This is a genomic window from Bradyrhizobium sp. LA6.8, from assembly GCF_040547935.1.
GTDB classification, from domain to species: Bacteria; Pseudomonadota; Alphaproteobacteria; order Rhizobiales; family Xanthobacteraceae; genus Bradyrhizobium; species Bradyrhizobium barranii.
Genome location: NZ_JBEPQQ010000014.1, coordinates 1 through 14,013, shown reverse-complemented (window position 1 = coordinate 14,013; position 14,013 = coordinate 1). Strand labels below are relative to the sequence as shown.

General features: G+C 58.7%; 9 protein-coding genes and 1 pseudogene. 4 read left to right on the top strand and 6 right to left on the bottom strand.

The features are described 5' to 3' along the window. Positions 1–336: 336 nt before the first annotated feature. From ABIA90_RS41550 to ABIA90_RS41540, 3 genes are all read right to left on the bottom strand, one after another. On the bottom strand, positions 337–858 hold the full coding sequence (locus tag ABIA90_RS41550) for a DUF1993 domain-containing protein (protein WP_354116570.1): 522 nt from the start codon (positions 856–858) through the stop codon (positions 337–339). Then, entirely contained in the window at positions 855–4,436 is a 3,582-nt protein-coding gene (locus ABIA90_RS41545) for an indolepyruvate ferredoxin oxidoreductase family protein (RefSeq protein ID WP_354121693.1), read from the bottom strand. The genes ABIA90_RS41550 and ABIA90_RS41545 overlap by 4 nt, the downstream gene beginning before the upstream one ends. A 188-nt stretch (positions 4,437–4,624) precedes the next feature. After that, a complete protein-coding gene (locus tag ABIA90_RS41540; protein ID WP_354116568.1) occupies positions 4,625–5,797 on the bottom strand; it encodes an alpha/beta hydrolase in 1,173 nt (390 codons plus the stop codon). A gap of 1,412 nt (positions 5,798–7,209) precedes the next feature. On the opposite strand from ABIA90_RS41540, the gene ABIA90_RS41535 reads away from it, so the two are divergent. Genes ABIA90_RS41535 through ABIA90_RS41525 form a run of 3 tightly spaced genes read left to right on the top strand, consistent with a single transcriptional unit; the run spans position 7,210 to position 9,907 of the window. Beyond that, complete coding sequence (locus ABIA90_RS41535; protein ID WP_354116567.1) at positions 7,210–8,127, top strand: isocitrate lyase/PEP mutase family protein; 918 nt, start codon at positions 7,210–7,212, stop codon at positions 8,125–8,127. Next, positions 8,124–9,092, top strand: coding sequence for a zinc-binding dehydrogenase (locus ABIA90_RS41530; protein ID WP_354121692.1), 969 nt, complete (start codon positions 8,124–8,126; stop codon positions 9,090–9,092). The genes ABIA90_RS41535 and ABIA90_RS41530 overlap by 4 nt, the downstream gene beginning before the upstream one ends. Positions 9,093–9,103: 11 nt before the next feature. After that, positions 9,104–9,907 (top strand): SDR family NAD(P)-dependent oxidoreductase, encoded by an 804-nt coding sequence (locus ABIA90_RS41525; protein ID WP_354116565.1) that lies wholly within the window; start codon positions 9,104–9,106, stop codon positions 9,905–9,907. 25 nt (positions 9,908–9,932) lie between these two features. On the opposite strand, the gene ABIA90_RS41520 is transcribed toward ABIA90_RS41525, so the two are convergent. Then, a complete protein-coding gene (locus ABIA90_RS41520; RefSeq protein WP_247311596.1) occupies positions 9,933–10,991 on the bottom strand; it encodes a LacI family DNA-binding transcriptional regulator in 1,059 nt (352 codons plus the stop codon). A 323-nt stretch (positions 10,992–11,314) separates the two neighbouring features. On the opposite strand from ABIA90_RS41520, the gene ABIA90_RS41515 reads away from it, so the two are divergent. After that, positions 11,315–12,550 carry an ABC transporter substrate-binding protein gene (locus ABIA90_RS41515; RefSeq protein WP_247311599.1) on the top strand — a complete coding sequence of 412 codons (1,236 nt, stop codon included), beginning with the start codon at positions 11,315–11,317 and terminating at the stop codon, positions 12,548–12,550. Between the two features lie 597 nt (positions 12,551–13,147). Here the strand turns inward: ABIA90_RS41515 and ABIA90_RS41510 are convergent. Both ABIA90_RS41510 and ABIA90_RS41505 read right to left on the bottom strand, forming a co-directional pair. After that, positions 13,148–13,711 (bottom strand): ABC transporter ATP-binding protein, encoded by a 564-nt coding sequence (locus ABIA90_RS41510; RefSeq protein ID WP_247309662.1) that lies wholly within the window; start codon positions 13,709–13,711, stop codon positions 13,148–13,150. Further along, a pseudogene (locus ABIA90_RS41505) lies at positions 13,708–14,013 on the bottom strand (hypothetical protein); the annotation flags it as partial. The pseudogene ABIA90_RS41505 and the gene ABIA90_RS41510, both read right to left, overlap by 4 nt.

The window sequence follows — 14,013 nt, the reverse complement described above, 5'->3', positions numbered from 1 at the left end:
GGGCATTCGAAGCTGACAACGGTCGGATTAGGCTAACGTTCGCAAAATAAGTGAATGTTCGGTTCCATCAGCAACCAACTGCCTCTGATCGCAGTCGGCATGAGGCCTCTTCCTGTGCTCGCCTCCAAAGCATCGTCCAATGTAGCGGACCATCCGCCATGCGCTTGCACCGGCGGCAACGTACAGACGCTTGCGGTCATGCGAGGCGCAATGCGGCCATTCCGGACTCCTCGGCTAGCCCCACCTCACCACAAATGAGCTTTGACTGACCCGATCCACTCCACCACCCTCGGAAGCAGATCTAGAGCTCGTCTCGGCTTGGAGACTGGAGCCCGCCTACACCCGGTGGCGCAGCTTGCCCAGGAAGTCGATCTTGCCGACAGCGACGCCCTGCGCCCGCAAAATGTCGTATGCGGTCGTCGAGTGAAAATAGAAATTGGGCTGCGAGAAGGACAAGAGGAAGTCCTCTACGAGAAAATTCAGTTTGTATGAACCGGCCTCGAATCGTAAATCGCGCCCCAGGAATCCGTTGACCTCGGCCCGGCTAAGGGCTGACAGCCGGTCAATGGCAGTGGCCACCTGATCGCGGAGCCCCGCAAAGCTATCTGGCCAGGGCGACCGATCGGGAAGGTAGGCCCCCATACGCGCTCCTTCCAACGCACCGATAGAATGCACAACGGTGGCCTTAACCTGATATCCTAACGGATACATGTCCGGTGCGAGACGAGTATCGATGAGCGTCATTGGCGCCAGTTGCTGTTTCGCGCAGTAAGCGTCAGCTTTGTCCAATAAACTCGAGACCGAATCCAATATCTGTAGCCAGGACGGCACCAACGCGTCGTAAAGAGTGAAGCTCATGAGAAGTCTGCCTGACCGACATTCGCCCGGTCTTTTCCGCGGCGCGCGGTCTCGAGATGTTTGTTTTCAGGCGACCACGCCATGCTTGTCGCGTTCTGCTCCGTCATGCCGCTCACGCATTTCGTTCGCAGTTCCAGGCGCGAAGCCGCGACCTCTTTTGCATACGTGTCCCGCACGTGTCCGTATCCCCGAATCTTCTCCGGGAGCGACGCCAAGGCGACGGCATCCGAGGCACTAACCACGCGTCGGGCCTGCGTCAGGAGGAAAGCGAGATCATCTTCGTAAGCCGCGAGCACCTCGCGTGCCAGCTTTCGCTCGGAGTTGTTGCGAAACGGGTCTAGCCAAGTGCCGCGCAAGCCCCGAAGCGATTGCAGCACGCGTAAAGCCGGAAATATCCAAGGACCTAACTCACGTTTCTGCAGAGCCCCTGTCACCGGATCGCGTTTCGCGAAAGGCCAGGCTCCCAGGTTTAGCCGTACCTGGTAGCCTCCCTCGAACTGATCTTCGATTTCCTTTCTGAAGGCTGGCGATGCGTAGATGCGCGCGACCTCAAACTCGTCCTTGTTCGCAAGCAGCTTGTAGTAATAGCGCGCAACGGCTCTGGCCAAGCGCCCCTCCGCACCGATAAGCTCATCGGCCTGCCTGACGCGCTCCACCATGGCCACATACCGTTCAGCCAAACCCTCGCCTTGATAAGCGACGAGTCGCCTGCGGCGATCGGCGACGATGTCCTCGAGCTGCTCCAGGGGGAGTTGGGCAAGCCGGATCACGCTCGCAACACCTGGCTTCGATCCGCTCGTCATATGACACTGGACGGCTCGGGGATCGACCGCCATGCGGCGTCCCCATTCGAAGCTGGTGCGATTGAAGTCTACCTGGACACCGTTCAACTCGATGGCGCGGAAGAGCGCGTCCAAGCCGACGGGAACACGACCGAGCTGCCATGCATAACCGAGCAAGAACATGTTCACCGCGATCGCATCTCCCATGAGCGCCGTTGCGATATCGCTAGCTTCCAGCGTCCGCACCCGTTCGCCGACCATGCCGCGCAGCCTTCCAGTCAAGCCATCAATGTCCGCTTGCCAGTCTGGCATCTTGGGAAACGCCGCCGTCGGCGCAAGCGTTGTATTCACGATAACGTAGCTGTCACCAGCTCTCAGCTTGCCGAGCGCCTCATCTCCTGATGCAACGATCAAATCACAGCCGATCAACAGGTCCGCTTCACCCACGCCAAGTCTCGCGCTGCGTAACTCCTCGCCTTGCGGCGCGAAACGCAAGTGCGACATCACCGCACCGTATTTCTGCGCAATGCCTGTGACGTCCAACACGCTGGATTGCCTTCCCTCAAGGCTTGCAGCCATACCTAGAATTGCACCGACAGTCACAATGCCGGTTCCACCAACGCCCGCGATGAGCACACCATATCCACCTGTGGTGTCGGGCAACGTTGGAAGTGGTAGCGCACTCCAACCGTCTTGCGACCGAAGGTCCGCCGCCTGTTTTTTCAGACGCCCTCCGCGCACTGTCACGAAACTTGGACAAAACCCCTCTACGCAGGAGAGATCCTTGTTGCAACTCGACTGATTGATCTTTCGCTTGCGGCCCAATTCGGTTTCGAGCGGTTCGATCGACATGCAATTGGACTTGACGCCGCAGTCGCCGCAGCCCTCGCACACCTCGGCATTGATCAAGGCACGCCGTGCGACATCCAACGACGGATTCCGCTTGCGCTGCCGCCGCAGCTCCGTTGCGCAAGCCTGGTCGTATATCAGTACCGAAACGCCGTCGAAGTCGCGCAGTTCGCGCTGGACCAGATCTAATTCGTTCCGTGGTCTGACAGGGGTTCTCGCCGGCAGCCTGATCGCGTCATAGCGTTTAACGTCGTCAGCCACCACGACCACCTTGGCTACCCCCTCGGCCAACACCATCTCGATGGCGCGCGTGACGGTCAATTCGCCGTCAATCTTCTGTCCTCCCGTCATGGACACATAGCCATTGAAGAGCAGCTTGTAGGTCATTCGTACCCCGGCAGCCACTGCCTGTCGGATTGCCAAGCTTCCCGAATGGAAGAACGTGCCATCCCCGATATTGACGAATACGTGCTGCTCGGCGGTGAAGCGCGACTGCCCGACCCAGAACATGCCTTCCGCGCCCATGTGCGTCACGGTCCCGGTGTTCTCGGGCCGGATCCACATGGCCATCCCGTGACAACCGATGCCGGGCATCGTCCGGCTGCCTTCGGGCACAACGGTCGACCGGTTGTGGGGACACCCAGAACAGAAGTTCGGCGTGCGCAGTAGCCCGGCAACGGCGGAGGACGTGACCGCCCCGTATCGAGTTTCATCGACGTCCGGCAATCCGACAAGCCCGGCGATGGTACGAGCGATGCTTATCGGCGTGAGCTCGCTCGCTATTGGCAGCAGAACAATCCCCGGCGGTGCGCGGCTCGCGTCCAACGGATCCGCCTTGCCCCACACTCGGACTCCCGAGCCTCGAAGGCTGCTCTGCAAGATGGCTTTGATCTGATCTTCCAGGAATGGCCGCTTCTCTTCGACGACGAGGATCTGGTCGAGCCCTTCCACGAACGTCTCAACGACGAGCGGGTCGACGGGCCAACTCATGCCGAACTTCAGCAGGCGGATGCCCGCGCCCTCGACCGCAGTGTCATCGAGCCCTAGCGCCGCAAGCGCGCTGCGTACATCAGTCCAGCTCTTGCCGGCGGACGCGATACCCAACCGGGGCTTCGCGGGGGCGAGCATGATCCTGTTCAATCCGTTCGCACGCGCGTAAGCGATCGCCGCTGGGAGCCGATGCTGGTAAAGCCGCGCCTCCATGTCGAGCGGGGGTTCGTTGGCGCGGATATGCAAACCACCGGGTGCCTGCGTCGGCAGCGGCGGCTGATTGGGTCGGACCCGGGAGAGCCCGACCTCTACCGTTGTCGTCGTCTCCACAACATCGGTCACCAGCTTGATAGCCACCCAGCAGCCGGCGTAGCGGCTCATGGCGATGCCATGCAGTCCGTAATCAAGGATCTCCTGCGTGTTGGACGGATAGAGTGTCGGTATGCCGGCGGCCTTCAGCTGCATGTCTGATTGTGCCGACCTCGACGACGACTTGGCGGCATGATCGTCGCCGACCAAAGCTATCACACCGCCGTTTGGGGAAGTGCCAGCCGTGTTGGCGTGCTGGAAGGCGTCCCCGCTGCGATCTACGCCGGGACTCTTGCCGTACCAAATGCCGAAGACTCCGTCGACCTTAGCTCCCGGGTAAAGATTGACGTATTGCGTGCCCCACACCGCGGTTGCCGCCAGATCCTCGTTAACGCCGGGCTGAAACTGAATATTGCAGTCCTCGAGTCTGGAAGCTATCCGCCAGAGTTCTTGATCGTAACCACCTAATGGCGAGCCACGGTAACCTGAGATGAAGCCGCCGGTGTTGAGCCCCAGCTCGCGATCGCGCCAGTGCTGCTCCAATGGCAGACGCGCCAACGCCTGGGTACCGGACAATGATACGTAACCTTCACGGAGGTCATACCGGTCTTCGAGGCTCTTCTGACGGGGCTTTTCTTCCAGTTCCATGACGTCATTCTTCGTTCGCATTGGCGACTCGGGTTACTGCCGAGGTCATTGGTTGCATCCAGTCATTTTGCGTGTGGACGTGCGCCTCGGTGACTTGGCGAAAGGAACGATCTTTCTGTCGCGCAGAGGACGCCGGCAAAAAGCCTCTTATCTACAGAGGAGATCCTCGTCACAGATTGCCGAAAGAGCTAAAGCAAATGGCGCGAAGTGAGCCAATCGCTGATTAGTCGTGTCGCCTCGGCAATCTGCTCCGGCTGATTTGCATAGTAATGTGTCGCTCCTCTGATCACGTGCATCGTCTTGTCCTTCGCGGTGGAGGCCTCGAAAATCCTCCTGGAGTGCGGTTGAGGTACGCCATCATCCGCGCTGCCCTCAATGACGAGAAGCGGGGCAGAAATGCCCGCAGCACAAACGAAACCATTGGCCCGAGAATCGTCCAGAGACCACTGGGAGAGCCAAGACCGCAATGTGCAGAACCGCGCGAGCCCGATAGGTCCGGAGTTGACCGTCTCGGGCTTTCCCATCAACAGCCCGCCTGGCTTGCGGTCGTTGGGATCCAAGGATGGGTCCAGAAATCGTGGATCTGCCCATGTTCGGTGAACGACAAAGCCGCGCTCGATTTCATCCGTGTTTCGGCTCTTGAGTTCTGCGAGCATCCCCTTCACCCAAGCCGTGATCCGCCGAATGCGCGCAAGCTGTGCCGCGCGATAGCGGGCGACATATTCGGGTGCATATGGCGGCTGGTTAGGGTTGCGATGGTCATAGATGTCGAGCTCGACATCGCGGTCATCGGGATTCACTTCATCGCGAACAGATGGATCAATCACCTCAGCAAGCATTAGCGCCCTACTCGCATGCGCCGACTGAAAAATTACCGCGTCCGCGGGAACGAGACCAGCAGCTATTATATCTACGGGGTCACCTGCCGGTGTATCGACGATGGTCGGTGACTCGGCTTGGGACTGGTAGAACAAGGACAATGATCCACCTCCACTCCATCCCAGAAGCACGACCCTCTCATATCCCCACTCCCTTTTGGCGTGCCGAACATAGGCGCCAAGATCGAGGACAACCTTCTCCATGATCAAGGCGGCATCATTCTTCGGATATTGGCTGGCAGCGCACAACACATGCATACCCGCTTTAGCAAGCGCTCGCGGCACCGGCAGCAGGTGCAGCGTGGAGCTCGGATGCATCAAGACCATCAACGTTTTGGAAGGCCGGTTCCTGGGCCGTATCAAGACTCCCTCAAGGTTGACCGTCCCTTGGCTACCCGCAAAACCATACGTCTCGGCAAACTTCAGACGTCCGTCGTAGGCAAGATGCACCCACTCGTTTTCAATATCCCGAACATCGTTCATGTCGCATCTCCTCTTGATCACGCGGATACCGCAGCCATGGACCGCGATTCCATTTGAATCTCGGCCACACAGTGATCCACGCACATCCCGCTGGTACACATCGCACGACAGCGAGGTTTATGAGCTGCCGTTGGCTCCCGCACCCGTGGAAGGTCGCGGGAGACGTCCTGCATTTCCGCACGCGATATTTGTCTGTGTCATCGGAATGGCCCGCCTAAAAGGCTCCGGGTCTTGCTGTCGAACCGCTCCAGCTTGCACCGCTTGAATGGATAGTGTTTGAGGCGACCTACCCAACGTGATGGTACGCGGCGTTCTTAGCCGGCGAAGTGATAAGCGAAGAGTATGCGACATTCCCATTGCGCCGACCCACAACAGCCTGAGCATCGTCGTACGCGAATTCGAATTAGCCGACCGCGGCATGTCGACAACGCCGCGAATGATCCGAGCGCTCGCGACATCGACGCTGAGCACGCAGTGCCGAGGCTGCGCCGATCGGTCGAGCTCGTAACCAGATTCTCCCTTGCCTTCGAAAAACAATTCAGATCCCGGCATATCGCGAGCTGCAAACTCCCACCCCTGAGCAAGAGCGCGGACGATGCGCCCCCAATTGGGCAGTCGCCACCTGGCCTCGTCCCGTCGGTCGGAACGCGCCCAGCTCTTCTCGCCATAAACGACGGTCATCGCCCCCCGCTCCCGACTTTGGCTGAGCGCGGTCGAATTTGCAGCGATGTAACGACTCCAGATCTCCGACCAACTAAGCGGCATCGTCTCCTGCACAATCTCGAACGTCTCGCATGGATGATTCCTGGCGAAACGTTCGCTTCTTTTGAACTGCAAGTTCGTTGCTCGGTGGCATCCGCAAAGCTGGATCAATCCGATCCCTCCTCGTCATGCCGGCGACTTCGCTTCCGGCCAACTTTCTTATTGCGCAAGCATCCGGAGCCACCTCCGGATGTTTGAATAACTGGCAGAGGTGCACCCACTTGCACGAGACGAGCCGGGCATCCATCGTCAGCCCCCTCCAAGAAATCAAATGGCCGCAGGGAAACCGCGGACCTCCTCCGCATAGCGATAACGGCGGGCTGAATGATCCGAACCAAACGCTTCGGACACCTCTGGATTGACCGATCGCCTCTTCATTGCTCATCTCCTCCATTTCCAACACACGCATCAAAACCGGCGCCAGACCCGCTTTACGCTTTACAGGTTCTATGCTATCGTTAGCGCAACGTCATCCTAAAGGGAAGGCAAAACTGACAGAATGGGAGGGAGATCATAGATCAATGGCATGTATAACGATTGCATGAGATTGCCGGCCCAACGGGGCATCGAGATCCAATTCCTTCCACCTTCACCGCGAGCGTTTCGTCTTGAAACGAGATGCCTCCTGCACCCATCTGCAAAAGTTGAGCATGCCGGCACGCCCCACTTTCCAAACGCTCCTTTCATCTGGAAGCCCCCTGGTGATGCCATGCGCGCACGACGCATTGTCCGCGCGATTGATCCAGCAAGCGGGATTCTCTGCGATGGCCATCGGGGGCTCTGGCGCACTGGCCGCACGCTATGGTTTGCCGGATCTGGGCATCGCTGGGCTGGCGGACATGTCGGCGATCACCCGTGACATTCTTGATGCTACTTCGATTGCCTGCATGGGCGATGGGGACGATGGCTATGGCGACATAAAGTCGGTCGCCCGCACAGTACAGGTTAACGAAGTGCTCGGTGTTGGCGCGCTGGTGCTGGAAGATCAGACGCGATCCGCAAAGCGTCCAGGACAGAACGCAGCCCTGGATGTCGTAAGCGACGATCAAATTGCAGCAAAATTGCGCATTGCGGTTGAAACACGCAGCAGCCGCGACTTCTGGATCATCGGGCGGACCGATGCCTACGGCGCGCACGGCATGGAGGCGGCGCTTCGTCGTGGAGAACTCTACCTGCGTTGCGGCGTCGACGGCCTCTTCATTGCAGGAGTGCGCAAAGCAGACGAGATCGAGCGCATCGGCCGCACTTTTCGGGGAACACCACTCTCCGTGGTTGTCTATGGTGGGGAAGGATGGCCCTCTCTGTCGGTATCGGAGTTGCACGCGCTCGGGTACACGCAGATTCTGTATCCGCTCGCGCTGCTGCTGCCAATGTGCACGGCACTTGTCGACGCTTTGGAAGACCTCAAGCGCGCCACGGAGCGTGGAGAAGCTCCACCCATCCGCACCGACGAAAAGCGTGCGCGAACGATATTTGCAAACGCCGTCAATCTTGATCACTGGATGTCTTTGGAGTCAGCCAAATACGACGGGCTCGATGCCGACAAATGCGAAGGGCCTCCGAGGTGAAGGGCCTGATCGTCGATACCAGTGCCTCGTTGCACCCGCGCTTGGTCCTTGCCGAGCTGCCCGCGCCACAAGTCGGAGACAATGAAGTCGTTGTGCGAGTGGAAATGGCTGGCTTCAATCGCGCGGATCTTGCGCTGACGGCCGATCACTATCCTCCCGAAACGATCGCTGGCAGTGAACTGGCCGGCGAAGTCGTGGAAGTTGGCCGCCACTGCGTCGGGTTCAAGATGGGGGATCGCGTGATGGCCTTGTCGCGAGGCTCCCACGCAGAATTCGCAGCTGTCGACTGTCGGCTTGCTGTCCCAATTCCCGAGGGAGTTTCCTGGCAGGTAGCGGCTGCGCTGCCCGCTTGGTACATGACGGCGCACGACGCGCTCTTCAACCAAGGAGAATTGCGCGCCGGAGAAACCGTTCTGATACAGGGCGTGACCTCTGGTGTAGGACAGGCTGCCGCCCAACTCGCCCGACTGGGCGGCGCGCGCACCGTTGTGGGCGTTGCCCGCTCCAATGCCAAGCTGCGGCAACTGGTGGACACAGTGGTCGACCTGGGCCTGCTCATGGAGACCGACTGGCCCGCCGAGGCGAGAAAAGCGACCGAGGGGCGAGGGGCCAATCTCGTCATCGATATGGTCGGCGGTGGAGCGCTCACCGGGAATCTTCAAAGCTTGGCAATAAGCGGTCGCCTTGTCACCGTCGGACGACTTGGGGGAAGCAGCGATACGCTCGACATCGGAATGCTTGCTTTCAAACGCGCCCGACTAATCGGCGTCACGTTCCGCTCGCGCAGCCTCGAGGACAAAGCTGCAATAGCTCGTTCGTTCGCCACCGACGTTCTACCGCATGTGATCGAGGGTCGGCTCATGCCGAGAATCGATCGAATCTTCCCGCTCAGTGCAGCTTCGGCTGCACAGACGCTAGTGCAACGCAACGAACATTTTGGAAAGGTATTGTTGGCAATCCGATGAATGGTCCCGACATGAAGACGGCCGCAGGAGCGGCGAAGATCAGGGCAGAAAGCGAGCCGACATTGAAGGGACGACTCCGAGGACGTCGCATCCTGATCACCGGCGGGGGCACGGGTATTGGTCGGGCGGTCGCCGAGGGCTGCGTAGCGGAGGGTGCCACGATCTGCGTGCTAGGGCGCAGAAAGGAACAACTCGAGCAAGTTCGAGCCTCGACCGGCGGATTTGCGATTAGTGTCGACCTGCGGGATGAAGCAATGACAACCCGCGCGATCGACGAATGCGCACAGCACATGGCCGGTATCGATGGGCTGGTGAACGCAGTCGGCGTCCTTGATGTCTGTACATTAGAGGAGAGTGATCTCGCACGCTGGAACGAAAGCATCGCGGCTAACCTGACGGCCCCCTTCCTTGCCTGCCGCGCGGCGCTGCGTCATTTGCGCCAAGCCGCAAACACCGGAGAAAGCTCGACCATCGTCAATATCGCCGCCCTTGCCGCACTGATGCCCGGTGTTAGCAGCGCAGGTTACTCCGCGGCGAAGGCCGGGCTGCTTCAATACAGCCGAACGATCGCCGCTGAGTTGGGACCTGCCATCCGCGTGAACAGCGTCTGTCCTGGAGCAGTTGATACTCCCATGATGAACGGATATCTGGCCATGCCCGAGGTAGATCGGGACAGGTTTATTTCCCGCTATGCGCTGGGTCGCCTGGCACGGGCCCAAGAAGTGGCGAACGTCGTGACCTTCCTGCTCAGCAGCGACGCGTCATGTGTCATTGGCAGCAATTTTGTCGTAGATGGAGGACGAGCTTATCGGTGACTGCAGAGGATCCGACGCCCTGACGTTATCGCGCGCTCTCGGGCTCTCCGTGACGTGCGCGTCGATTGATCTTATCAACGCTGATGCTGCCCGTGCTGCCCCTGACAACAAGTTTGCCTGGTGTAACTGAACCATAGGGAGAAGCTGCGCCGGCAGATGCACCCTGTTTCATCTGGTGAATGAGCCAGAGACCGCAGGCGGTTGTGATCTCCGCGTTTGGCACGGAGATCGTCGTCAGGCCCGGCCCCCACCATCGAAAGCCCGGCTCGTCGCTGAATCCCACCACCGACAACTGCTGGGGAATCTGAATGCCGCCATCCACGACTTCGTCGAGTATGCCGCGTGTGATTTGGAGGGAGCCCAGCACCAATCCCGTTGGGGGATGCTTCAGATCGAGCAACCGACGCAAGGCCTGGCGCCCAAATTCCGACGAAACGCCGGGTCCGAAGATCGTCAGCTCCTCATCGATTGGCAGGTTGTCCTGGGCCATTAGGAAACCCTCAAGGCGCTCCTGCCCAACGGTCACCGTACGCGGAGGGCCGATGTAGGCAATGCGCGAATGGCCCAGCTCTAGCAGATGCCGAGTGGCCATCCGAAGTGCTTGGACATTGTCGAAACAAAACCACTGATCGTACAGCAGCGAACTCCGACGGATCAGTTGCACGTAAGGTGTCTTCTTCAGCAGCCTGACAGACTCCGGGAGCGGCTTGACGCTGGGAACGATGACGATACCGGCGACCCCCGCGCTGCATAACTCGCGCAGATGGCGCAATTCCGCGGCGGGATCGTCGTTGGTTTCTGACAAGACCAACTGGTAGCCTGCGGCTTCCATGCACTTCGAGAGAGCATGAGCCCCGATGCTGTACTGGCTGTTCCCTAGGTCGGGGAGCATCAATCCTACAAGTTTGCTGGATGCTCCGCGCATCATTTGAGCTGCGCGATTGGCAACGTATCCCGCCCGGAAAGCCGCCTCCGTGACGCGCTGCCTCGTCGCTAGGCTGATCCTCGAATCGTTGGCAAGTGCACGACCGACCGTGGATACGGACAGTTGCAGTTCGTTGGCAAGGTCTTTGGCAGTGATCATAGCAATACTGAAGCGCCCCCCTTCTATCGATATCACAGGCCGGAGAGCCGTTCATAACGGCGGCCGCTATCATGGCCGAGGGAGCCACTTGCACGACCTCCCGCTCGGCAGAGTAAGTGCGGACCGCCGCGACCATCGTTAGATGCATCATATGCTTTCGTTTGCATCAATTGATAGTCGAAATCGTCTCCCACTGATCTCTTGAGGCCCCCCTTGCTGTGAAATCTCCAATTGCAATCCGCCGGCGGCGGCTTTAGTTGTATGCTAACGATAGCATACACAGATGACCCGATAAGAAAGAGGGTGAGCCCGCGGGGGCGGCTATGAATTCAGTTCAATTTCCGAGGGGAGGAAAAATCATTTCTGGAAAGACGCTTACAGCCACGTTGTTGTTCGTCCTAACGATAGGAGCCGCATTTGCCCAGAAGTACGATCCGGGCGCTTCTGATACCGAGATCAGGCTGGGGCAAACTATCCCCTATAGCGGCGCGGTTTCGGCTTCAGCAGCGGTCGGGCTGGCCTCAATTGCGTACTTCGACGACATCAACAAAAAAGGCGGTATTCATGGTCGTATGATCAGACTCCATTCTGTCGACGACGGATACAATCCACCAAAGACCGTAGAGCTTACACGTCGGCTCATCGAGAGCGACGAAGTATTAGCCGTGTATGGATCGCTCGGCACGCCCACGAACGCCGCAGTACAAAAATATCTAAATGCAAGAAGAATCCCGCAGCTTTTTATTGCGACTGGCGCCAGCCGATTCAACGATCCAAAGGCCTTTCCGTGGACGGTACCGCTGCTCCCGAACTTCGGGGCAGAGGGGCGCGCAACGGCTCGCTACGTGCTTTCTGCGATTCCAGATCCGAAGATTGCTGTCGTTTACCAGAATGACGACTTTGGAAAGGATTATTTAGCCGGCTTCAAGGCCGGCCTTGGCGAGAAGGCCGGGACACTAATCATAAGTGAACAAAGCTACGAGGTAACCGCGCCGACGATCCAATCCCAGATTGTCGCTGCGAAAGCATCCGGTGCAAACGTATTCTATTTCGTAGGGACGCAAAAGTTCGGCGCTATGCAGATCCGCCTGCGCCATGAGATTGGCTGGAAACCAGTGTCTCTCACATGTAGCATTTCTTCTGGGCTGGAGACCGTGCTTAAGCCCGCCGGCCTTGAACAGTCTGAAGGCCTAATCTCTACGGCCTACAGCAAGGATCCAGCAGATCGCAGGTGGGAGAATGATGACGATGTCAGGGGATATCTAGCTTGGGCCAAGGAGTATCTTCCGCAGAAAGACCCGAACAGCGACAGCATCCTGGTTGGTTACCTTGCGTCATATCTAATGGCGCACGTTCTCGAAAAAGCCGGATCGACGCTAACACACGAAAACCTGCTGGAAATCAGCTCCCATCTAACTCAAGTAAAAGTGCCAATGCTGCTTCCCGGCATCACGGTAACGACCACGCCGGACAACTACAGTGTGATCAACAAATTCCAATTGCAGAAGTTCGAGTCAGGACGCTGGGTGCCGTTTGGTGACCTCGTGAGTGGGGAATAGCGGGCCATCAGGCCCTTTCTTTTGCACAGACAACCGGGACCAGCTCTTCCCAAGGCTTGTTGCCGACCTTCCACAGAGCACGATTCGTCCGCGAGGCGCCATGTTGTTGACCGCTGCTTGCAGAATTTCTCCACCGACATTGTCGTAATAGACATAGACATGGCCGCTGCACCCGCTCAAGCTTTTCTATCGGCCTTGCTGCAAGTCTTGTCGTTGACGTCTTCGAAGACGGACGGAAATCACACGAAGTGATTCAATGCCCCATCTCGATAATAGATTGATAAATCGACGGCGGACGCTTCCGAGGTGCGCTCAGCGTGAGTCGAAAGCCGGAAGCATTGAAGAATGCGTGAAACTGCGACAGCAGCGACGAGTTGCCAGGCCCCCCTGCTGCCGCGGGCATACAACTGCCAAGCGACCGAGCATTTCGCACGTCCACAATTGCCGGCGGCAGCTGTAACTGCGTCAGAGTCCTCTGGATGCTGAGCAGGCAGACGATCAACTACCAGCGCCCACCCTGAAGACAAATCCCCGCGGCCGCAAATCGCACAACCCAAAATAGTCTCATTTCTTTTTCATGACCTTGGCAGTTGGTCGTCATGGATAACCGGTCGCGGCAAGCCGGCCGATGAGAGCAAACAATTCGCGCGCGACAGGCGGCGCAAGACCGGCAGACGGCTCGTCGAGCAGGATCAAACTCGGCTCGGAGACGAACGTGACCGCAAGCGCCAATGCCTGCCGTTGGCCGCCGCTAAGCAGTCCGGCTTTTCTTTCCCGCAATGTTTCGAGTATCGGAAACCATTCCCACACCTGATTGATCTCGCGCGGCGTACGACCCCGTGCGCGCGCCAGCCGCTGTCCCAGAACGAGGTTCTGTGTCACCGTCAACGAGGCAGGCAGCCTCCCGCCTTCACGAAGCAGCGTGAGACCCTTCAGCGCTCTTTCCGAAGCTCGCAAGCCGGCGATAGACAGATCGCCCAGCCGAATCTCGCCGCTGCAGTGGTCGTGAAGGCCAGCGATCGACCTGAGCAGAGTTGTCTTACCGGCCCCATTGTGACCGAGAATTCCAACGACGCGGCCTTTCTCGACCGTAAGACTAATATCGTCCAGAGCGAGAGCCTGGCCGTACCAAGCCGACATGTGCGCCACCGCAAGGTTCATGATGCTGCCCGCACCGGAGTTGGAGTCGGATCATGTCGGAGATATGCCGCCAGGCTGGCGGGAAGCCGTTCCTTCAGATCGGCGCGGCAGGTCACCTGACCGTTTTCCAACAGCAACAGTCTGTCGCAGACCCTGAGAACGAATGGCACATTGTGTTCGACGACAAGGATGGTGATGCCTCGTGCGGCGATTTCTTTCAGCCGGTCGCCTAGCCCGGATATCTCACACGGATCGAGCGCATCGAGGCGCCGAATCAGCGAAAGTTGTTTTGCGAGAACGACTTTGAGATGATTCGAGAGGCG

Coding starts and splice junctions, on each gene's coding strand:
- ABIA90_RS41515 (WP_247311599.1), top strand. CDS start 11,315: ATGAATTCAGTTCAATTTCCGAGGGGAGGAAAAATCATTTCTGGAAAG.
- ABIA90_RS41520 (WP_247311596.1), bottom strand. CDS start 10,991: ATGATCACTGCCAAAGACCTTGCCAACGAACTGCAACTGTCCGTATCC.
- ABIA90_RS41545 (WP_354121693.1), bottom strand. CDS start 4,436: ATGGAACTGGAAGAAAAGCCCCGTCAGAAGAGCCTCGAAGACCGGTAT.
- ABIA90_RS41550 (WP_354116570.1), bottom strand. CDS start 858: ATGAGCTTCACTCTTTACGACGCGTTGGTGCCGTCCTGGCTACAGATA.
- ABIA90_RS41510 (WP_247309662.1), bottom strand. CDS start 13,711: ATGAACCTTGCGGTGGCGCACATGTCGGCTTGGTACGGCCAGGCTCTC.
- ABIA90_RS41540 (WP_354116568.1), bottom strand. CDS start 5,797: ATGAACGATGTTCGGGATATTGAAAACGAGTGGGTGCATCTTGCCTAC.
- ABIA90_RS41535 (WP_354116567.1), top strand. CDS start 7,210: ATGCCGGCACGCCCCACTTTCCAAACGCTCCTTTCATCTGGAAGCCCC.
- ABIA90_RS41525 (WP_354116565.1), top strand. CDS start 9,104: ATGAAGACGGCCGCAGGAGCGGCGAAGATCAGGGCAGAAAGCGAGCCG.